The 23719-nt window shown below is 40.3% G+C and carries 21 protein-coding genes and 4 tRNA genes; 3 read left to right on the top strand and 22 right to left on the bottom strand.

Features of this window, described 5'->3' with window-relative positions:
- Positions 1–47 precede the first annotated feature (47 nt).
- Positions 48–1973 carry an ATP-binding protein gene (locus PING_RS17345; RefSeq protein WP_011771600.1) on the top strand — a complete coding sequence of 642 codons (1926 nt, stop codon included), beginning with the start codon at positions 48–50 and terminating at the stop codon, positions 1971–1973.
- A gap of 49 nt (positions 1974–2022) precedes the next feature.
- On the opposite strand, the gene PING_RS17350 is transcribed toward PING_RS17345, so the two are convergent.
- The 6 genes from PING_RS17350 to ffh form a co-directional block, all read right to left on the bottom strand.
- The gene (locus PING_RS17350) at positions 2023–2394 is read right to left on the bottom strand and encodes a DUF454 family protein (protein WP_011771601.1); all 372 of its coding nucleotides are present in this window, start codon (positions 2392–2394) and stop codon (positions 2023–2025) included.
- 107 nt (positions 2395–2501) lie between these two features.
- A complete protein-coding gene (gene rplS, locus PING_RS17355) occupies positions 2502–2861 on the bottom strand; it encodes a 50S ribosomal protein L19 (protein ID WP_011771602.1) in 360 nt (119 codons plus the stop codon).
- Positions 2862–2902: 41 nt separating this feature from the next.
- Positions 2903–3649 carry a tRNA (guanosine(37)-N1)-methyltransferase TrmD gene (gene trmD, locus PING_RS17360; protein WP_011771603.1) on the bottom strand — a complete coding sequence of 249 codons (747 nt, stop codon included), beginning with the start codon at positions 3647–3649 and terminating at the stop codon, positions 2903–2905.
- Positions 3650–3668: 19 nt separating this feature from the next.
- On the bottom strand, positions 3669–4196 hold the full coding sequence (rimM, locus tag PING_RS17365) for a ribosome maturation factor RimM (RefSeq protein ID WP_011771604.1): 528 nt from the start codon (positions 4194–4196) through the stop codon (positions 3669–3671).
- A gap of 25 nt (positions 4197–4221) precedes the next feature.
- The gene (rpsP, locus tag PING_RS17370; RefSeq protein ID WP_011771605.1) at positions 4222–4470 is read right to left on the bottom strand and encodes a 30S ribosomal protein S16; all 249 of its coding nucleotides are present in this window, start codon (positions 4468–4470) and stop codon (positions 4222–4224) included.
- 245 nt (positions 4471–4715) lie between these two features.
- Complete coding sequence (ffh, locus tag PING_RS17375; protein WP_011771606.1) at positions 4716–6089, bottom strand: signal recognition particle protein; 1374 nt, start codon at positions 6087–6089, stop codon at positions 4716–4718.
- A gap of 550 nt (positions 6090–6639) precedes the next feature.
- On the opposite strand from ffh, the gene PING_RS17380 reads away from it, so the two are divergent.
- Together PING_RS17380 and PING_RS17385 are read left to right on the top strand one after the other, a co-directional pair.
- Positions 6640–7431 (top strand): cytochrome C assembly family protein, encoded by a 792-nt coding sequence (locus tag PING_RS17380; RefSeq protein WP_011771607.1) that lies wholly within the window; start codon positions 6640–6642, stop codon positions 7429–7431.
- 435 nt (positions 7432–7866) lie between these two features.
- A complete protein-coding gene (locus PING_RS17385) occupies positions 7867–9138 on the top strand; it encodes an HlyC/CorC family transporter (RefSeq protein ID WP_011771608.1) in 1272 nt (423 codons plus the stop codon).
- A 100-nt stretch (positions 9139–9238) separates the two neighbouring features.
- Here PING_RS17385 and luxS read toward each other — a convergent pair whose 3' ends face one another.
- From luxS to PING_RS17465, 16 genes are all read right to left on the bottom strand, one after another.
- Complete coding sequence (gene luxS, locus PING_RS17390; RefSeq protein ID WP_011771609.1) at positions 9239–9748, bottom strand: S-ribosylhomocysteine lyase; 510 nt, start codon at positions 9746–9748, stop codon at positions 9239–9241.
- A 35-nt stretch (positions 9749–9783) separates the two neighbouring features.
- Positions 9784–10398 carry a transglycosylase SLT domain-containing protein gene (locus PING_RS17395; protein WP_011771610.1) on the bottom strand — a complete coding sequence of 205 codons (615 nt, stop codon included), beginning with the start codon at positions 10396–10398 and terminating at the stop codon, positions 9784–9786.
- 255 nt (positions 10399–10653) lie between these two features.
- On the bottom strand, positions 10654–12234 hold the full coding sequence (gene gshA, locus PING_RS17400) for a glutamate--cysteine ligase (RefSeq protein ID WP_011771611.1): 1581 nt from the start codon (positions 12232–12234) through the stop codon (positions 10654–10656).
- 135 nt (positions 12235–12369) lie between these two features.
- Positions 12370–12786, bottom strand: a complete 417-nt coding sequence (locus tag PING_RS17405) for a YqaA family protein (protein ID WP_011771612.1) — start codon at positions 12784–12786, stop codon at positions 12370–12372.
- 74 nt (positions 12787–12860) lie between these two features.
- Positions 12861–13991 carry a sodium ion-translocating decarboxylase subunit beta gene (locus tag PING_RS17410; protein WP_011771613.1) on the bottom strand — a complete coding sequence of 377 codons (1131 nt, stop codon included), beginning with the start codon at positions 13989–13991 and terminating at the stop codon, positions 12861–12863.
- Between the two features lie 10 nt (positions 13992–14001).
- Positions 14002–15798, bottom strand: a complete 1797-nt coding sequence (oadA, locus tag PING_RS17415; RefSeq protein WP_041766668.1) for a sodium-extruding oxaloacetate decarboxylase subunit alpha — start codon at positions 15796–15798, stop codon at positions 14002–14004.
- A 28-nt stretch (positions 15799–15826) separates the two neighbouring features.
- Complete coding sequence (locus tag PING_RS17420; protein ID WP_011771615.1) at positions 15827–16075, bottom strand: oxaloacetate decarboxylase subunit gamma; 249 nt, start codon at positions 16073–16075, stop codon at positions 15827–15829.
- Between the two features lie 470 nt (positions 16076–16545).
- Positions 16546–16622: transfer RNA gene (locus PING_RS17425), tRNA-Arg, on the bottom strand.
- 79 nt (positions 16623–16701) lie between these two features.
- A tRNA-Arg gene (locus PING_RS17430) sits at positions 16702–16778 on the bottom strand.
- Between the two features lie 62 nt (positions 16779–16840).
- Positions 16841–16917: transfer RNA gene (locus PING_RS17435), tRNA-Arg, on the bottom strand.
- Between the two features lie 18 nt (positions 16918–16935).
- A tRNA-Ser gene (locus PING_RS17440) sits at positions 16936–17028 on the bottom strand.
- Between the two features lie 303 nt (positions 17029–17331).
- Positions 17332–17508, bottom strand: coding sequence for a carbon storage regulator CsrA (gene csrA, locus PING_RS17445; RefSeq protein ID WP_011771616.1), 177 nt, complete (start codon positions 17506–17508; stop codon positions 17332–17334).
- Positions 17509–17605: 97 nt separating this feature from the next.
- A complete protein-coding gene (locus PING_RS17450) occupies positions 17606–18838 on the bottom strand; it encodes an aspartate kinase (protein ID WP_011771617.1) in 1233 nt (410 codons plus the stop codon).
- Positions 18839–18884: 46 nt separating this feature from the next.
- On the bottom strand, positions 18885–21488 hold the full coding sequence (alaS, locus tag PING_RS17455; protein WP_011771618.1) for an alanine--tRNA ligase: 2604 nt from the start codon (positions 21486–21488) through the stop codon (positions 18885–18887).
- Positions 21489–21999: 511 nt separating this feature from the next.
- Positions 22000–23076, bottom strand: coding sequence for a recombinase RecA (gene recA / locus PING_RS17460; protein WP_011771619.1), 1077 nt, complete (start codon positions 23074–23076; stop codon positions 22000–22002).
- A gap of 145 nt (positions 23077–23221) precedes the next feature.
- Positions 23222–23719, bottom strand: a complete 498-nt coding sequence (locus tag PING_RS17465) for a CinA family protein (RefSeq protein WP_011771620.1) — start codon at positions 23717–23719, stop codon at positions 23222–23224.

Raw genomic sequence — 23719 nt, forward strand, 5'->3', positions numbered from 1 at the left:
TAACTCGTTATATACTTAGTAATATATTAATTATGGAGACTGTGCCTATGTTAACTATGTTGTGTATAGATAGTGATCCGCAGCGCCTTGCTCAAATTATCGAAGATCTTCACCCCTTAAACATACGTTTAACATTACTGCAGGCGACAAGCTTATTTCAAGCAGAGCAGTTGATCTTACAAAACAAGCAAAATATAGTGTTGATACTTTGTGCGCAAACATTGGCAGACGGCAATGCAATGTCCATTTTCAAGAGATCGCAATCCAGCACAATGGGGAAAATTGTTTATGCTGCCACCCCTTGCGCCACAGAGCTCATTGATTATATCAACCAGGGACATATTGATTACTTTATAACTTTACCTTATCAAGCGCAGGAACTGATCTCTATTATTCAACAGCAGGTAAGCCATTATAAAATAAACCATCAGCAGCACCCGTCATCCTCCAAAAATAGTATTGTTGATACAACCCGTTTATTAGATAAACCAGAACTGTCTAACCCCTCCAATTTCAAAGAAAAGTTTCTTGATTATTCACTTTATTCAGACTCTGAACTATCCCATTTGGTGATCAAATCCTTATATAAAGTATTAGAAACAGGTGATCAATATAAAATTCGCCGTCACTATAGCGCAAACCATATACTGACTCGTGAAGGTGAAAAAAATTGTTTTCTTTGGTTTATTACCAAGGGTGAGGTATTACTTAAGAAACGTAATGCCCATGGAGAGATCCAGGATATTACTATTATGCAGGAGGGTACTATGGTGGGTGGTATGTCCTTTTTAACCGGGGAACCTGCTTTTAGCACAGGTATTACCCTGGTTGAAACTGAAGTATTAAAAGTTGATAACACTATTTTTTCACAAATTATGCAATCAAACACAGCACTTTTAGCCCCTTTCACTAATTTATTGCTGCGTAATTTCAACCGCCGTTTACAACATAGCATCTCAACGGAACTTGCCCTGCAAGAAACTCTGGAATCTTTAGACGTTGCTTACAATCAACTTATCGAAAGTGAAAAAATGGTGGTATTAGGGCAATTAGTCACTGGTGTTGCCCATGAACTTAATAATCCCGTCGCCGCCATTTTACGTGGCTCCGATTCATTAAAAGAGCTTATCTTCACCCTGCTCTGTTGTAATGATAATTCACCATTTTTTCAACTTGCACGGCGAACCCTGCAGCAGGGTTTGAGCTTAGTCCCTTTGTCCACCTCTGAAATCCGCCAAAGAACGAAGCAACTACTGCCTAAAATAAAGGATAAAAAGCTCGCCAAATATTTAATCAATATGGACTTAGACGATAAGCAAATCCCGCTGGAAAATAACCGGAATTTACGAGAAAGTATTTTATTATTAGATAAATTCTATCAAGTGGGTAGTATTTTACGCAGTAGTAATGCCTGTGCCTCACGCATTGCGGACTTGGTAAAAAGTTTAAAGCATTATGCAGCCCAAGATAGTCCAGTATCAGAGCTGGCTGATATTCATGAGGGTTTGGAAGAGACGTTAATTATCTTTGAAAATAAATTGAAGCATCACAGCGTCATTAAAGAGTACCAACAATTACCTAAAATTGAGTGCCACCCTATCGAGTTAGAACAGGTATGGACAAATATAATATCGAATGCGATAGATGCAACGGGTGACACCGGGATTATAAAGATATCAACTGTCTACTTGCCTTATGATGAAGCACCCAGCATTCAAGTTATTATTGAAGATAATGGGCCTGGGGTGCCTGCACATAATCTGGATAAAATATTTGAACTGAATTACACCACAAAAAGAGAAGGGCACTTTGGTCTGGGAATTGGCTTAACTATTTGTTCACAAATTATTAAGCAGCACCATGGCAATATAGAAATTGAATCTCAACTGGGTTTATTTACGCGTTTTATCATTACCTTACCGGTATTTAACCCCAATATTGAAAGTGAACGTTTGCCTTTATTGCGTAGTTAAAACATGGTTAAAGCATGGTGAGAACATAGTTTATCCTATTGCTCAGGGATTATTTTTCATCAATGCGGTGAATAAAAAACAGTAAAAAAGACAGTATTAAAAGCAGTAATAATTGTAATAAAAAAGACTCTCTTAATATTAATATAGAGAGCAGAAAACTACTTAGCACTACTAAATAGATCTGTAATTTACGCTTTTTATCAATTTTTTTATGTTTTTCCCAATCTTGCAAAGTTGCACCTAAGTAGGGAGTCTTTAATAACTTTTGATGGAAATAAGGGGAACTACGAGCGAAACAGCTGAGTGCCAAAATAAAAAAAGGTGTCGTCGGCAGGAGTGGCAAAATAATACCCAACAAGCCCAGTAAAATACTCAGGCCACCGATAAAAATAACCAGATAACGATAAAGTTGTTTATGCATTTTGATGTTTTAGATTAATTAAGAACAAAAAAAAGCTCGCAATCAGCGAGCTTTTAAAGCTAAAGCCAATCTAAACAGGCCTTGCTGTATGACAATTTGACAAGAAATTACTTCTTCTTGCCAAGCTTCTCTTTAATACGCGCTTTCTTACCAGTAAGTTCACGTAAGTAGTACAGTTTAGCTTGGCGAACCACACCGCGACGTTTAACTTCAACGCTTCCTACAATTGGGCTGTGAGTTTGGAATACACGCTCAACACCTTCACCATTCGACGACATTTTACGAACGGTAAATGCAGAGTGTAAACCACGGTTACGCTTAGCAATAACAACACCTTCAAATGCTTGAAGACGCTCTTTTTCACCTTCTTTTACGCGAACACGTACAATAACAGTATCACCTGGTGCAAATTTAGGCATATCGCTACGCATTTGTTCTTTTTCAATTGCTTGTATAATATTGCTCATTTTAATACCTTTATTACCTAGTTAGCCAATAACATCGCTGGTCAGTCGGAGTCACTTTCCAGTGCAGCAAGCAATTTAGCTTGCTCGTCAGTCAGAGCTAGGTTATTTAATAAATCGGGCCTTCTTTGTTTCGTGCGTTGCAGTGCTTGTTTTGATCGCCAAAGACGAATCTTTTCATGATCACCGCTTAATAATACACTTGGCACTTGCTTTCCATCTAGCACCTCAGGTCGCGTATAGTGGGGGCAATCAAGCAATCCATCCGCGAAGGAGTCCTGCTCGGCTGATAACACATGACCTAACACACCGGGTACAAAACGCACCACAGCATCAATTAAAATCATGGCTGGCAACTCACCACCACTTAAAACATAATCACCAACTGACCATTCTTCGTCAACCAGGCTTTCTATTAAACGCTCATCTACACCCTCATAACGCCCAGCCACTAATATCAAAGCATCAGAGCCTGATAATAACTGCGCGCCACAATGATCTAAACGCTTACCTTGAGGAGAAAGATAAATCACCTTTGCCTCGTGCCCTGCTTCCCTTGCAGCCTTTTTGGCAGCTAAAATGGCATCCCTTAAAGGTTTCACCATCATTAACATGCCAGGCCCACCACCATAGGGACGATCATCAACCGTTCTATGTTTATCCAAGGTGAAATCACGAGGATTCCAACATTGAATAGAAAGCAGCTTATTTTTTACCGCTCGACCTGTTACCCCATTGTCGCTAATGGCCCGGAACATATCCGGGAAGAGGCTTACAACCCCTATCCACATCACTTTTCTCCTAGGGTATTCAGAAATCAGGTTCCCAATTAACTTGAATTAATTTGCTTGTAATATCCACGTTGGAAATTACTTGCTTGTCGATGAACGGGATTAATCGCTCTTTCTGTCCGAAAGCATCGTTCGAGTTGGCTTTTACAACAAGCACATCATTTGAGCCTGTTTCCATGATCTCGGTGACAACACCCAGATCGTAACCATTGTCAGTTTTAACCTGACACCCGATTAAATCACGCCAATAGAAATCCTCTTCCAAATTAGGAAGCTTATCTGAGTCAACGAGCAGCTCTAAACCGACTAAGGCTTGTGCTTCTTCTCTAACATCAAATCCTACTATTTTTGCAACAAAACCATTACTGTGACGTTTCCAATCAGCTATATTAACTTCTTGAAACTGCCCTTTTGACTTCATTAACAAAGGCTTATATTCAAAAATGCTTTCAGGATCATCGGTGTAGGAGTGAACTTTCAACCAGCCTTTGATACCATGAACCGCACCAAACTTACCGATTACAATTGGTTCTGCTTTTTTGCTCACCGATCTCCCCTCACCTAACTGCAATTTAAGCAGCTACTGCGTTATCTTTTACAAGTTTAGCAACACGATCACTTAGCTGTGCGCCAAGACCAACCCAATGGTTGATGCGATCTGTATCTAAACGTAATCTTTCTGCTTGGCCTTGTGCTGTAGGGTTAAAGAAGCCTACTTTTTCAAGGAAACAACCGTCACGCGGGCTACGGCTATCAGTTACTACCACTTGGTAGAATGGGCGTTTTTTAACGCCACCACGAGTTAAACGAATAGTTACCATATCGTCCTCTATTTATTATTAAACGTCGTAAGCCAGAATATTCTGACCACCTGCTTTTGTAGAAAGCTGCAAAATTATACTCTTATCAGGCAAAAGAACAATATAAATCACACTTTCACCGCAGTTAAGCGACTAGAATCACAGTTCAGTGGATCAAAAAAGCCCAAGAAGACGGTGAAAACAATCAACTTGAGCTTATTGAGTAGACTATAAAAAAATATTAATGCGCTGATTTGTTTCTAAAATCATCTCCGCCCGGGAGGGGCACCTGCGCCAGACATCATACCCTGCATACTGCCCATCATTTTACGCATACCACCTTTACCCGACATCTTTTTCATCATTTTCTGCATTTGCATAAATTGTTTTAATAATCTATTCACATCTTGGATTTGTGTACCAGAGCCTGCTGCGATCCGGCGTTTACGACCACCTTTAATTATTTCTGGTTTGCCACGCTCTTTTTTGGTCATCGAATTAATGATCACTTCCATCTGATCTGTACTTTTATCATTAACCTGATTTTTAACACCGCTAGGCACTTTCCCCATGCCCGGCAATTTATCCATCATGCCCGTCATGCCACCCATACTTTTCATCTGTATTAACTGCTCACGAAAGTCTTCTAAATCAAACCCCTTACCGGCTTTAACTTTACGCGCTAATTTTTCCGCTTTTTCTTTGTCGACCTTAGTTTCAAGTTCTTCGATTAATGAAAGAACATCACCCATACCTAAAATTCGTGAGGCAATTCGGTCTGGATGAAAAGCCTCTAACGCATCTACTTTTTCGCCCATACCAATAAATTTAATCGGTTTACCCGTAATATGACGGATAGAAAGTGCTGCACCACCGCGTGCATCACCATCGGCTTTAGTTAATATAATCCCCGTCAAGGGTAATGTTTCATTGAAAGATTTAGCGGTATTGGCTGCATCTTGACCGGTCATCGCATCAACAACAAAGAGTGTTTCAATCGGTTTAATGGCACGATGAAGATCTTTAATCTCATCCATCATTTCGCCGTCGACATGCAAACGACCGGCGGTATCGACAATCACAACATCAATAAATTTCTTTTTAGCGTAAGCTATCGCCGCATTAGCAATATCAATGGGTTTTTGCGTAATATCACTTGGAAAGAATTCGACACCCACTTCAGCAGCAAGTGTTTCAAGTTGTTTGATCGCAGCAGGACGATAAATATCGGCACTGACCACTAACACACTTTTTTTATCGCGGGTTTTTAATAATCGGCCAAGTTTAGCAACCGAGGTTGTTTTACCCGCTCCCTGCAAGCCTGCCATCAATAAAATAGCGGGGGGTTGAGTGGCAAGATCTAATGATTCGTTAACTTCCCCCATTGCCAATTCAAGCTCATTTTGAACAATTTTAATAAAGGCTTGACCGGGGCTTAAACTTTTAGCAACATCTTGACCAACAGAACGTGTCTTTATCGCTTCTATAAAATCACGAACAACAGGTAACGCAACATCGGCTTCGAGTAAAGCCATGCGCACTTCACGCAGGGTATCTTTAATATTATCTTCGGTTAAGCGTCCTTTGCCACTGACATTTTTCAGGGTTTTCGACAGTCGTTCGGTTAAATTCTCAAACATACTCAGCTCTCGTTGCTAAAAATAAAATTTATTATACGCACTTATTAATACCCATACTACCTGAATATGCAGATTCACCGTGACTGGGGCGGGCAATAACAAGCAATTAGAATCGACAAAGCGTTCCTGAAGACGGCTTAATAATAGAATTAAATCGGCAGCATCTAATTTCAATAGCCCATCACAAATCACCTGCGGCAAAATAGATGAGGTAATTTGTAAATAACAGCGGATTTAATCTTAATTGTTCGCCAGGTTAGGGCTATCCTGTGTCATAATATTTACAGTGACTGCCACCCCCTCAAGTAATTAATAAAGAAGAGATTTTCACTATTTTAAGCCCAAAGCTGAGGGTACAATAGGGGAAGAATCAAACAGAGTGAAATTCGATCGCCTTAAAACGTCAAAAGGTCAGGTGTAATATGTTGATATTTAAACGCTTTATGACAAAATGCCAAGATCAAACGCTAGGCCGAATTGTTACCCTAGAAGATAACGAATTGATGGGTTATTATAATAACTGCAATATAAATAACAAGAGTGAGTTGATATGGATTACTGGGCATTAATTGTCGCGACTTTTTATTTGATCGGTGGTGGCTTAGCGGTCAATATATTATTTAATCGAACAAAACCTTTTTACAAGTGTTTTATTGGATCAACAATCATCGCGCTCTCTACCCACGTAGTCTGGTTATATCAAAATATTTTCTTACTTAACGGGCAAAACCTGCCGATGTTAAATGTTGTGTCTTTAATTGGATTTTTAATCGCATTACTGACAGCAATAATGGGTAAGCGCCTTAATACGGGCGTTTTGTTACCGGTGATATATGGATTTAATATTATTAACTTTATTGCTGTTGCGTATTTTCCAAGCCATTTTATTACCCATTTAGAAATACATCCGGCCATCGGATCGCATATTATTTTGGCCCTGTTAGCCTATGCAATCCTTAGTATTGCCAGCCTTTTTGCATTACAACTTGCCTACATTAATTATCGATTAAAAAATCATAAACGGCCCTTAGCAATGACTAATATGCCACCTTTGATGACTCTGGAAAAAAGCTTATTTCAGTTTATTTTTATTGGCTTTATTTTATTAAGTTGTACCCTGATAACCGGATTTATTTTCTTGGAAGATATGTTTGCACAGGGAAAGGCACATAAAGCTATCCTGTCGATAATCGCATGGATAATTTATGCGATTTTATTATGGGGACATTATACAAAAGGTTGGCGGGGACAATTGATTGTTTATATCACTATTGTTGCCTCCTCTTTCTTAACTCTCGCCTATTTTGGCAGTCGATTTGTCCGTGAAATTATACTTAGCTAAACAACATTTAACTGTTCTCAGTGAGAAATAACCTGATCGCGCACCGCTTTTATTGAAAATAATATTTGCAGTGCCTGTCAGGCTGGCAATAACTGATACCCAGCAGGCGGGTATTGATTAACGAAACATTTAATTGTCTGTCTGTGGCATAATACATGTACCTCTGAACGACTCAGGCAGCACTTTTTGTTCGACATTAAATAAAATTAATAAAAGTATGTTTAACGAAGTTTGCTTAAATGTACGGGCGATCTATTATCATCTGTTAATAGAAATAATGAAAAATTAACTTATAGATTGATAAATGGGACAAAAAAGCCGTTCAATGACTATTTTTAACCGATTAAAATAATCGTTTTTGTTTTATGCTCATTTTTTCGCTACTATCGCAGACCTAAAACCCGTTAATTTTTATTGAATACAAAGAGAGGACATTTGGACGTCATACCCACTAGTGGATTACTGATCACCCTTGGAATTTTAATTATTATTTCAGCTTATTTTTCTAGCTCAGAAACCAGCATGATGTCATTAAATCGCTATCGCTTACGGCACCTTGCAAAGGGTAAAAACAAAGTAGCAATACGCGTTGAAAATTTACTTAAAGAACCGGACAAACTTATTGGCCTGATCTTAATAGGTAATAACTTAGTTAATATTTTAGCGTCGGCGATTGCAACCATCATAGGTCAACGTTTATTTGGTGATGCCGGCATTGCTATAGCGACCGGTATACTGACTTTAATTATTTTGATTTTTGCCGAAGTGACCCCAAAAACCTTAGCCGTGCTCTACCCCGAAAAAATCGCCTTTCCAAGTTCATTTATTTTGCGCCCGTTACAAAAATTGCTCAGCCCACTGGTATGGTTAATCAATGGTATATCCAATACCCTGTTACGAATTTTTGGTGTCAATGTTAACCATACGGATGATCAAGCGCTATCAAGCGATGAATTACGCTCAGTGGTGCATGAGGCAGGCTCAATGATTCCAGCGCATCACCAGCAGATGTTGCTGAGTATTCTGGAGCTTGAAAAAGTCACCGTTGACGAAATAATGATCCCACGTAATGAGATTGCCGCAATCAATATTAACGATGATTGGGAGACTATTCTCAAACAATTACAACATCGTACTCATACAATGACACTTTTATACCGGGATACCATTGATGATGCGATAGGTTTTGTGCATGCGCGCGATTCTCTCCTGATTCTCCTTAAAGGGGATTTCACAAAAACAAGCCTGTTACGTAGTGTGAGAGGATTATATTTTATTCCCGAAGGCACTGCTTTAAATACCCAACTGATTAAATTTCAGCATAATAAGGAGCGTATCGGTTTAGTGGTAGATGAATATGGGGATATTCAGGGGTTAGTAACACTTGCCGACATTTTAGAAGAAATAGTTGGTGACTTTACGACCACACAGGAGCCCCACAGCTCGCAGGAAATTTACAAGCAAAAAGATAATTCTTATATTATTGAAGGTAGTCTGGGTATTCGCGATATCAATAAAGAAATGGGTTGGAAGCTGCCAACAGATGGACCTCGTACTTTGAATGGTCTGATTTTAGAATATCTTGAAGAAATACCTAAAGGACATATCAGTGCGCGTATCTGCGGTTATCCTATGGAAATCTTAGAAGTGGAAAACAATAAGGTTAAACTGGTCAGGGTGATGCCCCAGCTTTACAAAAAACAATAGATAGTCTGTCCTGATAATCCATAATAACAGCGCTACTACTTTTTATACGAATATAACAATCTAGATTGCTATATTCGTATTCTTCAATTAACGGCAGCGCTTAAAGCTGCTTTAATTGTTCATCCGATAAGGTGATATCTGCATTTTTATTAGTGCCGACGCCGGCATCAATAACCGCTTGAGCAATGGTTTTTGCCTCAGCAAGCGAGTGCATCGCATAAGTCCCGCATTGGTACTTATTAAGCTCAGGAATCTCTTCCTGATGCTCTACAGCTAACACATCACGCATCGCGGCCAACCAGGCATTGGCAACCTCAGTCTCACTTGGGCTCCCAATCAAACTCATATAAAATCCAGTTCGACAACCCATGGGTGAAATATCAATAATTTCAACATCAGGGCTATTTAAATGATTGCGCATAAATCCCGCATAAAGATGCTCTAGGGTATGGATCCCTTTTTCCGACAAGAGATCTTCATTGGGCACCGTAAAACGCAAATCAAAGACGGTGATCGTATCTTTGCTCGGGGTTTGCATGGTCTTCGCTATGCGAACCGCAGGGGCATTCATAATCGTATGATCAACGGTAAAACTATCTAATAATGGCATTGGAACTCCTTTTTAAAAATATATTTAATCAACGGTTAAGTAAAAAATAACCGCCATAACCAACTGGAATCTAAATTGTCCTGACAGGTTTTTAATTGTCCGGCATATTGTTTGGCACGGTTATCCACTTTCTTAGCGACCTGTGTTAACCAAGGTTTTTTTCTATAACTGGCATGTTTATACCCACTCCAGCCCTCATGATAATTGAGGTACTGCCCGTAAGCATCCCATTTAGACACGCCATTTATTTTCTGAGTTTTATAGGTGAACCAGCCCATAAAATCGATGGCATCGTCAAAATCATCACGATCTGCCCAGCCATTGCCGGTTTCGCGCTGATAGTCATCCCAAGTCATCTTTTTAGCCTGGGCATAACCATAGGCATCACTTGCTCTGCCAATGGGAATAAACCAGAAGTATTGCATCGGTGGCGCAGCATTGTGCTTAAAACTACTCTCTTGATACATCATTGCAATAGGAACATGAATCGGGGTGCCCCATTTTTCATTCATATTTTTAGATGCATTATACCAATCTCTGTTTTCAGTAAAAATATCACAAAGATTATCTGGATTACGAGGGGGTGGGCTGGCACATGACGTTAACATCAGAACGCTAATAATATATATTATTGTCTGTTTAATTTTCATTAAATATCCTTCCAAAAATACGCTTCACCAACCTATAAAAATCTATTATGCTAAGTAACAGCAATCGCTTAATCTTAGAGTCTATTTGTAAGGATGCAACGTCAATTATGCCAGCAGCATAGTACTGTTAACAGTGCACTTTAAAACAGATCCATCAGCTTTATAAATCGCTACACCCAAATGACTTGAAGAGCCAGATTCCTGCATATTCAGTCATTTGGGCATATAACTTAAGTTTTTATAATCCCATCGTTACTATTTTTTTTGCGCATTTAAAAAATAGTTCTGCAGGTATCCATCAAAATCCAGATTGTCACTTTCTTCTATTTCTTTCTGTTTTTTCTCAGAAATTATTTTTTCATTTTCAAAGAAAGCATCAGACCAAACCTGATAGTTCTGCTTTATTAACTTTTCTTTATAAGTTTTCGATAAATTCAATGCTAACCGGCCGTTATCTAAATCCCCCTCTTTAAGGGTTTCTAAAATTCGCGCAGAACTGGTTAATTCTGGCGAAGCAAAGCGAGGCGCAATGTGGGCAATGGCATTCTGATAACGATCTGAAGCACTTTCTTTATCCATGACAACAGCAAGTTCTTTTAACTGCCCCGTTAACCAATCCCCCCAAGCCGCTACATTTTGCTCTTTTCCATCGATTTCCAGCATTAAATTAGGCCGGCGGCCTTCTGTCACCACTTTATTTAAGTTTTCTGAAAAGTGCTGCGATTGTAATTTAGAGATACTCTCAGAGGGAGTCATCGCACACCAGGTAAGAAACAGATCCAAGAAATTTACCTGCTCTTCTGTGATACCTACTTCAGAAAATGGATTTACATCTAAAGAACGGATTTCAACATACTCAATACCGCGCGCATCTAATGCCTGCAAAGGTGTTTCACCCTCTTTCTGCACCCGTTTTGCACGAATCGAAGCATAAAGCTCGTTTTCAATTTGTAGTACATTGTCATTTAGTTGAATATATTCATCATTTTCTTTAATACCTAAATGAACAAAGTCTGAATTTTTTTGCGTTAAAGCTTTGCGCACTGAGCCGATATAATTATCAAGACTGTTATAACAAATATCAAGTGAAGATTGAGCACTGCTTGTATAACCTAAATCACTCATACGCAACGACGTTGCATAAGGTAAATAAATTGTTCCTGAGCCCGTTTCTTTAAATTTGAAGTGTGTTTTTTTACCCTGTAAAAAGGATTTACAAAGTGCCGGAGATGCCCCAAACAGATAAGGAATAACCCAGCCAAAACGCAAGTAATTCCTGATTAACCCCATATAACCTGCAGACTGAGCCTCTTTTCCCGTTAAAGGTGATTGATTGGCTTTAGCCCAGGCGTCCCAAAAACCATCCGGAAATGAAAAGTTATAATGCACACCAGCGATGACCTGCATCATACTGCCATAACGATTTTTTAACCCTTGACGATAGGCGGTTTTCATTTTTCCAACATTAGATGAACCGAACTGGGCAAGTTCAACTGAGTCTTCATTATTAATAAAACAGGGCATACTGATAGGCCATAATGTTTCATTATTTTCTAAATTTTTAGCCGCGTAATGGTGAACATCGTTTAAATAGGCAAATAGCTGATCGACATCTTTAGCGACGGGGGTGATAAACTCTAATAGGCCTTCAGCATAATCAGTGGTGATCGTACTGTGACATAAAGCGCTGCCAAAAGCATAGGGATGGCTATTTTGCGATAAGCCCCCATCGGGCGTCACGCGTAAAGCTTCGCGTTCAATACCACGGCCAAAACCTTCAAGAGATTGTGATTGTTGTTCAAAAACAGCTAAACGCTGATTAAAATTGAGAGACAAGAGCTTACCCTTTGAAATAACGAAAAGTCTCAGCAGAGTACCTTAATAAAGATACCATTTACAAGTTCAAAAAAATAATAAGCGCCGAACAACATATAAATAACTGTTGTTCCGGGGGAAAATATAAAGAAATGCTTAGATTAATGACAGTGTAGCGAATGTGATAACAGCATAACGCAACGCTTTGCCTAATGTTATCAATAAAATAGAGCGAAAGATGGGCAGTTTTAACCAGCCTGCCGCCAAAGGAATAAAATCGCCAACAACGGGCAACCAGCTTAATAATAAGGCCCATAGGCCATATTTTTTGCAAAATATCCACGTTTTCAAGTATTTAGACTTCGCTTTTTCCATTCCACCACAAACATAGAAACCCAAAAAATAGCTGCTAAGTGCACCCAAACTGTTGCCCAGCGTCACAGCACTAAAATACCACCAAAGGTCACTTGGATTATTTTTTATATAATAAATCAGTAAAAATTCAGATCCTCCGGGAAATAAAGTGGCAGAAACAAAACTACTGACCAACAAAACAATTAATTCAGACCACAAATGAAACTCCTTTACCCATAAAAAAGACCACTTAATAAAGTGGCCTTTATAAAAAACTTAATAGAAGCAGTAAGTTACCCTACGATTGCTAAAAGCACACCCGCGGCAACGGCACTACCAAGTACGCCCGCAACATTGGGGCCCATCGCATGCATTAACAGGAAGTTATGAGGGTTTGCCTCTAAACCAACCTTATTTGCAACTCGTGCAGCCATTGGAACAGCTGAAACCCCTGCCGCACCGATTAATGGGTTTATTTTATCTTTGGAAAATTTGCCCATCAGTTTTGCCATTAGCACACCCGATGCGGTGCCGATAGAAAAGGCAATCGCGCCCAATCCTAAAATACCTAAGGTTTCCAGATTTAAGAACTTATCTGCCGATAACTTTGAACCTACGCCCAAGCCTAAAAAGATAGTCACTATATTAATAAGCTCATTTTGTGCGGTGTTGCTTAAACGCTCAACAACGCCTGACTCACGCATCAGGTTACCTAAGCAGAACATCCCAACAAGCGGTGTTGCCGCCGGTAAAAATAAGATAGTCATTAACAATACTGCCAGAGGGAAAATAATTTTTTCTCTTTTACTGACAGGACGTAACTGTTCCATCTTAATTTCACGCTCAGCTTGAGTCGTTAAAGCGCGCATAATGGGTGGCTGGATCAAGGGTACCAGTGCCATATATGAATAAGCCGCAACAGCAATAGGTCCAAGCAAGTCAGGCGCAAGCTTAGATGCTAAGAAAATCGCAGTCGGACCATCGGCGCCACCAATAATGGCAATAGCAGAAGCATCCTGCAGGCTAAATTCAAAACCAGGCACTAAATTAAGTAAAATAGCACCAAATAATGTAGTAAAAATACCAAACTGAGCAGCAGCTCCTAAAAACAATGTTTTAGGATTCGCAATTAAAGCACCAAAATCCGTCAGTGCCCCAACCCCCATAAAGATAATTAACGGGAAAACCCCCGTTTCAATACCCACATGGTAGATGTAATAAAGTATGCCGCCCGGTTCGGTAAAACCAGCATTAGGTATGTTTGCTAAAATTGCGCCAAAACCAATTGGTAATAGCAACAACGGCTCAAATTTACGTACTATTGCGAGGTATAATAATAAGAGACCTACAGCAATCATGACCAGATCAGGAAAGGTAAAATGTGCTATACCCGTATCTGCCCAAAGTGTTATTAATCCATCCACGTTATCTTCCTTAAGCTATTTTAAACAGGGTTTCACCCACGGCAACAGAAGAACCTTCTTTGACAAAAACGCCTTGGATAACCCCCGATTTTGGTGCTCGAATCTCAGTTTCCATCTTCATCGCTTCCATTATCAAAAGCACATCGCCTTCCTCAACCTTCTCACCTTCACTAACCAACACTTTAAAGATATTACCCGCCAATGGTGCTGGTAATTCCTCGCTCATCACTGTCGCTTCGGTTGAAGCTGAGGCTGAGGCTGACAAAGTTGCGCTCGGCGGTCCTGCTTTTATGCCTTCCACACTGCCTTCAGGGCCAACTTGGACAGTATATAATTGCCCATCAACGGCCACTGAATAAGTTTCTGCACCACCTTGTTGCGCCTTAGTTGCCGTTTTAGCCGCTGGTTTAACATCGTCAGCGCTGGGGACGGGCTCAAATGCATCGGGGTTATTACGGTTTTCTAAAAATTTAAGACCAATTTCAGGAAATAAAGCATAAATCAATGCATCATCAGTCTCATGTTGCGCAATTTTAATGCCTTTTTCAGTGGCAAGTTTCTTAAATTCGGCCTGGATATTTTTCATTTCAGGCGCAATGTTATCAGCAGGACGACAAGTAATTGCAGTTCCGCCCTCTAATACTTTCGCCTGCAGCTCAGCATTAACAGGAGCTGGTGTTGCGCCATACTCTCCTTTTAACACGCCGGCAGTTTCTTTGGTTATATTTTTATAACGCTCGCCCATCAATACATTAATAACAGCTTGCGTACCGACAATTTGAGAGGTCGGGGTAACCAGCGGAATATAACCAAGATCTTTACGCACTGCGGTGATTTCGGCCAACACTTGATCCATCTTGTCTGCAGCGCCCTGCTCTTTAAGCTGGCTTTCCATGTTAGTTAACATGCCGCCGGGCACTTGGGCAATCAGGATGCGCGGATCAACACCTTTTAATTCACCTTCAAATTTCACATATTTTTTACGGACATCACGAAAGTAAGCGGATATCTCTGCAAGTTTAGGCAGTTCTAGACCCGTATCTCGCGCTTCACCTTCAACAATTGAAACAAGTGTTTCAGTTGGAGTATGTCCATAGGTCATCGACATAGAAGAGATGGCAGAATCAATAATATCAATACCGGAATCAATCGCTTTTTGGTGCGTTGCGATGCTAAGGCCAGTCGTTGCATGACAATGTAACGCTAACGGAATATTGGTACTTGCCTTGATTTTTGTAATCAACTCTTCTGCAACATAGGGCTTTAATAAACCCGCCATATCTTTAATACATAAAGAATGACATCCCATATCCTCAAGGCGTTTTGCCATATCGACCCAGTTATCAACAGTGTGCACAGGGCTAGTGGTATAAGAAATAGCACCCTGGGCGTGCGCACCAATTTTAACCGCCGATTTAACCGCGGTTTCAAAATTGCGCACATCATTCATTGCATCAAATATACGGAAGACATCCACACCATTGGTATGGGCACGCTCTACAAATTTTTCAACAACATCATCGGCATAATGGCGGTAACCTAATAAATTTTGACCGCGTAATAACATTTGCTGAGGCGTATTAGGCATGGCTGCTTTTAAAGCACGCAGGCGTTCCCATGGATCTTCTCCTAAAAAGCGGATACAGGAATCAAATGTAGCCCCACCCCATGTCTCTAATGACCAGAAGCCAATTTTATCCAACTTCTCCGCAATAGGTAACATATCCTCAGTGCGCATCCGTGTTGCAAATAATGATTGATGCGCATCGCGTAGGACAACTTCAGTGATGCCGAGAGGCTTAGACATATTTACTTGCTCCTTCATTTTTCATTTCCTATTGTGCGGTTTTAGTTTTATGATATTGATGCACAGCCGTGGTAATAGCGGCTATAATTGCGGGATTAATTGCAGATTCTGTGGCGCTTTGCTGAGCCCTTTTTTTATCAGCAACGGGCTGTTCTTGGGGAATGTATTTTGCCATCAAATTGACAATAACCATTAATAAACCTAAAAACAGAAAGACGAAACCCATCCCTAGACCTAACAATTGCAACGCGGTAAACAGTAACTGAGTGATATCCATAATTCTTCTATCCTTTTCTACACTGATCTAGTCGATACATTTCAATAAACGCCTTATAATGAATAAATATTCAAAAATATTTTTTTTTATCTATCAACCCCTTGATATAACGCTAACGTAATATACATGAGTGCATTAAACCGCACCTTAACAGCATATTAAGTGTACTTTTTTTTACCTCAAATGTGAATAGTGCATAACGGTTAGTTTAAACATTCAGTATTTCCATAAAAGCATATATGAGTATGCTCTATAAAATCATATATCCGTAGCGCTATAGAAGCATAGACTTTATAAAAAGAGAGGTGCAACACAAAAAAAGAAAAGTAATGTGAAAAAGAGATTGGGATATATTTTTTTGATTGTTTTATGACCAGTATAAAATTTATTTTAGTAATAACTTAATGAATTATATAAATATTATAGGGAATTGAAGATTACAGATATTGAGCAGAGAGAGTTCTTGAAATTGGTGCGGGTGAAGGGATTCGAACCCCTGACCACCTGGTTCGTAGCCAGGTACTCTATCCAGCTGAGCTACACCCGCATAGTGTATAACATTAATGGATTTAATATTATAAAGCCCTTAAAAACAAAAAAACTTACATAAGTAAGTTTATAAAGAATGGTGCGGGTGAAGGGATTCGAACCCCTGACCACCTGGTTCGTAGCCAGGTACTCTATCCAGCTGAGCTACACCCGCCACGATATTCTTTTGTTTTTAATATTTGATTCTTAGTGCTCACCACTTCCTGCAAAAAAAGATGGTGCGGGTGAAGGGATTCGAACCCCTGACCACCTGGTTCGTAGCCAGGTACTCTATCCAGCTGAGCTACACCCGCTTTAAGAATCTACAAGAATGGCGGTGGAGGAGAGATTCGAACTCTCGAACGGGCTACAAACCCGTTACTCCCTTAGCAGGGGAGCGCCTTCGGCCACTCGGCCACCCCACCGTCGTCTTGTGGTGCACATAGTACGGCCTTCTAAAAACAAGTCAAACACTTTTTGACAACTCACTTCTGTTTGCTTATTTATTATACCAAATTGATTAATTAGCTTCTCAATCCGAGCTTTTATACCCTGCAAGGGTTAAAGCATAATATTAGAAAAGGGTAACCCTCTTTGAAATTAACCCAGCAATATAATGAAATTGGTCAGCGCTTCCCCACGAGCGGGTTAAAAATAATTTAAAATCAAAAAAAAGGGCCCGAAGGCCCTTTAAAGAGAATAAAATTATAATTGCTTATTATTATTGATTATTCACCGCTTTTTTCGGCTTGAATCCGCATATAAATTTCTTCACGGTGAACCGATACTTCTTTCGGTGCGTTTACACCAATTCTTACTTGATTACCTTTTACACCTAAAACGGTCACGGTAACATTATCGCCTATCATCAGTGTTTCACCAACTCGGCGTGTTAATATAAGCATGCCCCAGCTCCTGTTAGGATTAATCTATCCATTGAAATCAAGTATGGACCAGTACAGGCTATCTTGCCTGTGTTTTTACTGCACCATATCCCAAAATTTATTTTTCTTCTGTCGGGTCATCTGCAAGTTTAAATGCTTTATGCAGTGCCCGCACAGCAAGTTCCAGATACTTACTATCAACCAAAACTGAGATTTTTATTTCTGACGTTGCAATTTGGTGCATATTAATACCTTCTTGCCCCAGTGTTTCAAACATGGTTTTAGCAACACCCGGATGGTTCCACATTCCAACGCCCACAACTGAAACTTTTGCTATTTCCTTATTACCCTGAACATTATCAGCGTGTAATAAGACACATACCTTCTCTAATAGTTCCTTGGTTTGCTCATAGTCATCACGATGCACAGTAAAAGTAAAATCTGTTTTCCCGTTACCCAGCGTATTTTGTACTATCATATCCACATCGATATTAGCATCACCAATAGGCGATAAAATTTGTGCAGCAACGGTCGGTTTATCTGGTACACCCGATAAGGTTAAACGAGCTTCATCACGATTAAACGCAATACCGGAGATGACAGGAGATTCCATTTTATTTTCCTCATAACAGATTAGCGTGCCGCCACCATCTTTAAAACTTGATAGGACACGAAGTGGTACATTATATTTTCCAGCAAACTCGACTGAGCGAATTTGTAAAACCTTAGCGCCTAAGCTCGCCATTTCAAGCATCTCTTCAAAGGTAATCCTATCTAAACGGCGAGCATTGGGTTCAACACGCGGATCCGTTGTATAAACACCGTCAACATCAGTATAAATTTGGCATTCGTCCGCTTTTAAAGCCGCAGCAATAGCTACCGCAGATGTATCCGAGCCTCCCCGACCCAACGTAGTAATCTCATTAGTTTCCGAGCGGCCTTGAAAACCTGCCACTACCACCACCCGTCCAAGTTTTAAATGCTCCTTAATATTTTTTGTTTCAACATCTAAAATACGCGCCTTACTATGACAGGAGTCTGTCTTTAAACGGATTTGGTCACCTGTCATAGAGACGGCATCAAGGCCTAAACTATGTAATGCCATTGATAAAAGTGCAATGGTCGTTTGCTCGCCAGTTGTTAACAACACATCCATTTCACGAGGACTTGGGTTTGCTGTTATCTCTTTTGCGAGCGCTATCATACGATTTGTCTCACCCGACATGGCGGATAATACAACCACAACATCGTGACCGTCTGCTTTTGTTGCTTTAATTTTTTCAGCCACGCTTTTTATGCGCTCAATGTTACCTACAGAGGTCCCACCGTATTTTTGAACTAATAATGCCATCGTCATTTCCCATATCTTCAAGCTATTTACATAGCAAATCTACCTATTACAAACGCTCACTTAACCAGGGTGCTACTAATGCAAGTGCATCAGCTAACGCAGCAGGATTGTTACCTCCTGCCATGGCCATATCTGGACGACCACCCCCTTTTCCACCAACAGGACCGGCAACGAGATTAACTAACTCGCCAGCTTTCACTTTTTTGATTAAATCTTTGCTCACGCCAGCGATTAAACTGACCTTATCATCGGCTGCTACGGTCGCTAAAACAACAATACCGGATTGCATTTTATTTTTCATTTGATCAACACTATCACGCAATAATTTAGGATCTATTCCTTCGATATTTGCAATAACAACCTTTACACCGTTTATTTCAATGGCATTATCAATCAGATTAGCGCCCGCTGCACTCGCAATTTTTGCTTTAAGCTCGGCGACCTCTTTTTCTAATAATTTACTGCGATCCACAAGCTGTTCTATTTTTTCGCCTAAATTAACATGATCTCCCCGAACCAGACCACAGGCTTTATCAACTTCATAGAGTAACTCTGAAATTACCTGATCCGCAGCCGATCCAACGGTTGCTTCTATACGACGAACGCCGGCAGCAATACCCGACTCAGAGCGAATCAAAAACAATCCCAGATCACCTGTCCGCTTGGCATGAGTACCACCACACAACTCGGTTGAGAAGTCGCCCATCTGTACAACACGTACCATTTCATCGTATTTCTCACCAAATAGGGCCATAGCGTTAGAAGACTTCGCTTCTTCTATGTCCATTAATTTAGTCACAACTTCATAGTTATTACGAATTGCCTCATTCACCAGGAAGGTTACTTCAGACAAACTGTCCGCAGACAGCGCTTCAAAATGGGAGAAATCAAATCGTAATTTATCCGCGTCGACCAAGGAGCCCTTCTGAGTAACATGCTCACCTAAGGTTTTACGCAGCGCCGCATGTAATAAATGAGTAGCAGAATGGTGTAACGCAATAGACTGACGGCGCGCTGTATCAACTTCGGCATGCACTTTGTCATTAACTTTCACGGAGCCCATACCGACATAACCACTATGCACAAATGCATCGCCGGATTTTTTAGTATCGGTGACCACAAATACGCCATTATTAAGTATTAACTTACCGGCATCCCCAGATTGCCCGCCAGCTTCAGCGTAAAACGGGGTTGCTGATAAAATAACTTGTCCACTATCACCTTCTTTTAATGCATTAACAAAAGCACCCTCCACAACTAAATGAGTTACCGTTGCCGCACCTTGCAGTGTTTCATAGCCAATAAATTCAGTTTTTTGATCGATAATAAGGGTCTTATTGTAATCTATGCCAAAATTATTTGCTTGTTGCGCACGTTTACGCTGCTCAGCCATGGCTTTATCAAAACCAGCTTCATCTATTGTCAAGCCTCGTTCACGGGCGATATCGGCAGTCAAATCAGCAGGAAAGCCGAAGGTATCGTACAGTTTAAAAACAACATCACCAGGGATCACCTGACCTTCAAGATGATCCAATTCATTATCTAAGATCTGTAAACCACGATCCAGCGTTTTTGCAAACTGCTCCTCTTCCCGGCGTAATATTTTTTCCACAAATAAACGTTGTTTTGATAGTTCCGGGTAAGCGTCACCCATCTGATTAATTAATTCGTCATATATTTTGAAGAAGAAAATGTCCTTCGCACCCAGTTTATGACCGTGACGTACTGCACGACGAATGATTCGGCGTAAAACATAACCACGTCCTTCATTGGAAGGCATTACACCATCACAAATTAAGAAACCACATGAACGAATATGATCAGCCACAACACGTAACGACTTGTCTTCCAGATCGCTTGCGCCGGTTACTTCGGCAACTTTTTTGATTAAACCCTGGAAAAGATCAATCTCGTAGTTTGAATGGCAGTTTTGCATAATCGCAGAAATACGTTCAAGTCCCATCCCCGTATCCACAGAAGGTTTAGGTAAATTTTCCATAGTGCCATCGGCATGACGATTGTACTGCATAAAGACGATATTCCAGATCTCGATAAAACGATCGCCATCTTCTTCGGCTGTGCCAGGAGGACCGCCCCAAACATCTTCACCATGATCATAAAATATTTCGCTACAAGGACCACAGGGCCCCGTATCTCCCATTGACCAAAAGTTATCTTTTGCACCAATACGTAATACGCACTTAGGATCCACACCTATCTCTTCGATCCATATTTTTTCGGCTTCCAGATCTTCATCAAAAACGGTGACCCACAACTTATCTTTTGGCAGCCCCAATTCAACGGTTAAATATTCCCACGCAAAACCAATCGCCTCACGCTTAAAATAATCACCAAAGCTAAAATTCCCTAACATCTCAAAAAAGGTATGATGACGCGCGGTATAACCCACATTGTCCAAATCATTATGCTTGCCCCCGGCACGCACACAGCATTGACTGGATGTGGCTCTTGTATAAGCCCTTTTTTCGGTACCCAGATAGGTATCTTTAAATTGATTCATGCCAGCATTGGTGAACAGCAAGGTGGGATCATCGTGAGGTACAAGTGAACCAGTACTTACACTTTGGTGCCCTTTATTAACGAAGAAGTCGCGAAACCCCTGACGAATTTCATTAGTTGATTTGATCATGAGTTATTCCATGTGAAGTATCTGTTCCGTTATTCTATGGATGGGTGAATAAAAAAACGTCAAATAAGTTAAAAATAAATAGAGTTTAATATAGCATGTCACTTGAAAAGGACAAAGAAGCGAACTAAGGATCGATTTAATTTACATTAATAATGAAACCATTTGTGCTTCTTTCACTATTATTTTTAACCTGAACTGTTTTTTTGGGGTATGACGGGACAGTAAAAAATAGGAGGCAAAAATCTACATAGCGCTTATTGGGAAGTAAATCATTGTCTTAATCCTCGCCTTTTTAAAATTCATGGCAATAAAGGAAGGATAATAATAACAGTCTGAAATTGATCTTATCTGGTAACGTTTCTAAGGTTGATTCTTTCTATTACTAAAATGGCTATTAGCTTAATCATTGCAAACTGTCATCTGGCAAACAAAAAAAGCGTGAAATATCACGCCTTTTTGTTTGCCCTGTTGCATAGTCTGTAGCACAGCCATACAAATTTAATTGAGCTAATTAACCCTCTGAGGCAGTTACTTTTTTATCTTCAGTTACTTTTTTCTCTGCAATTATTTTTTTATCTTCAATGACTTCTGCTTTCGGCATTAACGCTTCGCGAATTTTAGCTTCAAGCTCTTCGGCTGATGCCGGGTTATCTTTTAAATACTGGCTTGCATTGCTCTTACCTTGACCAATTTTAGCACCATTGTACGAGTACCAAGAACCCGCTTTTTCAACAAACTCTTGTTTAACACCTAAGTCAACCAACTCACCGAAATGGTTAATACCTTTACCATATAGAATCTGAAACTCTGCTTGCTTAAAAGGTGGCGCGACTTTATTTTTAACCACTTTTACGCGTGTTTCATTACCAATAATTTCTTCACCGTTTTTAATCGCGCCAATACGGCGGATATCTAAACGAACAGAAGCATAGAACTTAAGCGCATTACCACCCGTAGTCGTTTCGGGATTGCCAAACATAACACCGATCTTCATGCGGATTTGGTTAATGAAAATAACCATAGTATTGGTCTGTTTGATGTTCCCGGTTAATTTACGTAATGCTTGCGACATTAAACGTGCTTGCAGACCCATGTGTGAATCACCCATATCGCCTTCAATCTCAGCTTTAGGTGTTAACGCGGCAACGGAATCTACCACCACCACACCTACTGCACCAGAGCGCACCAGCATGTCACAGATTTCTAATGCTTGCTCACCGGTATCCGGCTGAGAGATAAGCAGGTTGTCAACATCCACGCCGAGTTTTTTGGCATAAGTCGGATCAAGTGCATGTTCGGCATCAATAAATGCACAGGTTTTACCTTGTTTTTGCGCTTCGGCAATAACTTGTAAGGTTAGGGTTGTCTTACCCGAACTCTCCGGACCATAAACTTCAACACAACGGCCGTAGGGCAAGCCACCTATACCCAACGCAACATCCAAACTTAATGAGCCAGTTGAAACAGAATCAATTTCCATCGATGCTGCATCATCACCTAAACGCATGATTGAACCTTTACCAAATTGTTTTTCAATTTGTCCAAGGGCTGCGGCTAATGCTTTATCTTTGTTTTTATCCTGACTCATTTTATCTCCAGATTTGTGTGATCATGCTTTTATTTAACTGTATATGCACTCAGTATTTGGGACTAAGTATACTGTTGATTTACACAGTATCAAGTGCTTTTTATGTTTTTATCATCCGTCCAGTGTAATCAGTGTATTCGCCTAATCATTCTATATCAATGGCCTCAATTAAACCAAGTAATGCGAGGCGTATCGCCTGCGTTCGAACTTCAGAACGGTCGCCGGTAAATAAATATGTTTCAGTTTTACTGGTCGAATGAACGTTATACCAAGAGATGCACACAGTGCCAACGGGTTTTTCATCGCTGCCACCTTCAGGCCCTGCAATCCCACTAATGGCCACCGCGATATCCGCATCAGAATGGGTTACCGCACCAACAGCCATTGCTTCAACCACCTGCTCAGAAACTGCGCCAAAGCCTTTAATCACCGATTTTTCGACGCCTAACATCTGTATTTTCGCTTGATCGCTATAGGTCACAAAACCTCGGTCAAACCACTGTGAACTTCCAGAAATCTCAGTAATAGCGTATGCTACACCACCACCGGTACAGGATTCTGCGGTCGTGACAACGAACCCAGCCTGGTTGAGTTTGTCGCCTAGGACTTGCGCTAATTCTTGAACGGTTCTTTCAGTGAACAT

Origin of the sequence: Psychromonas ingrahamii 37, assembly GCF_000015285.1 — a bacterium.
Lineage (GTDB): Bacteria > Pseudomonadota > Gammaproteobacteria > Enterobacterales > Psychromonadaceae > Psychromonas > Psychromonas ingrahamii.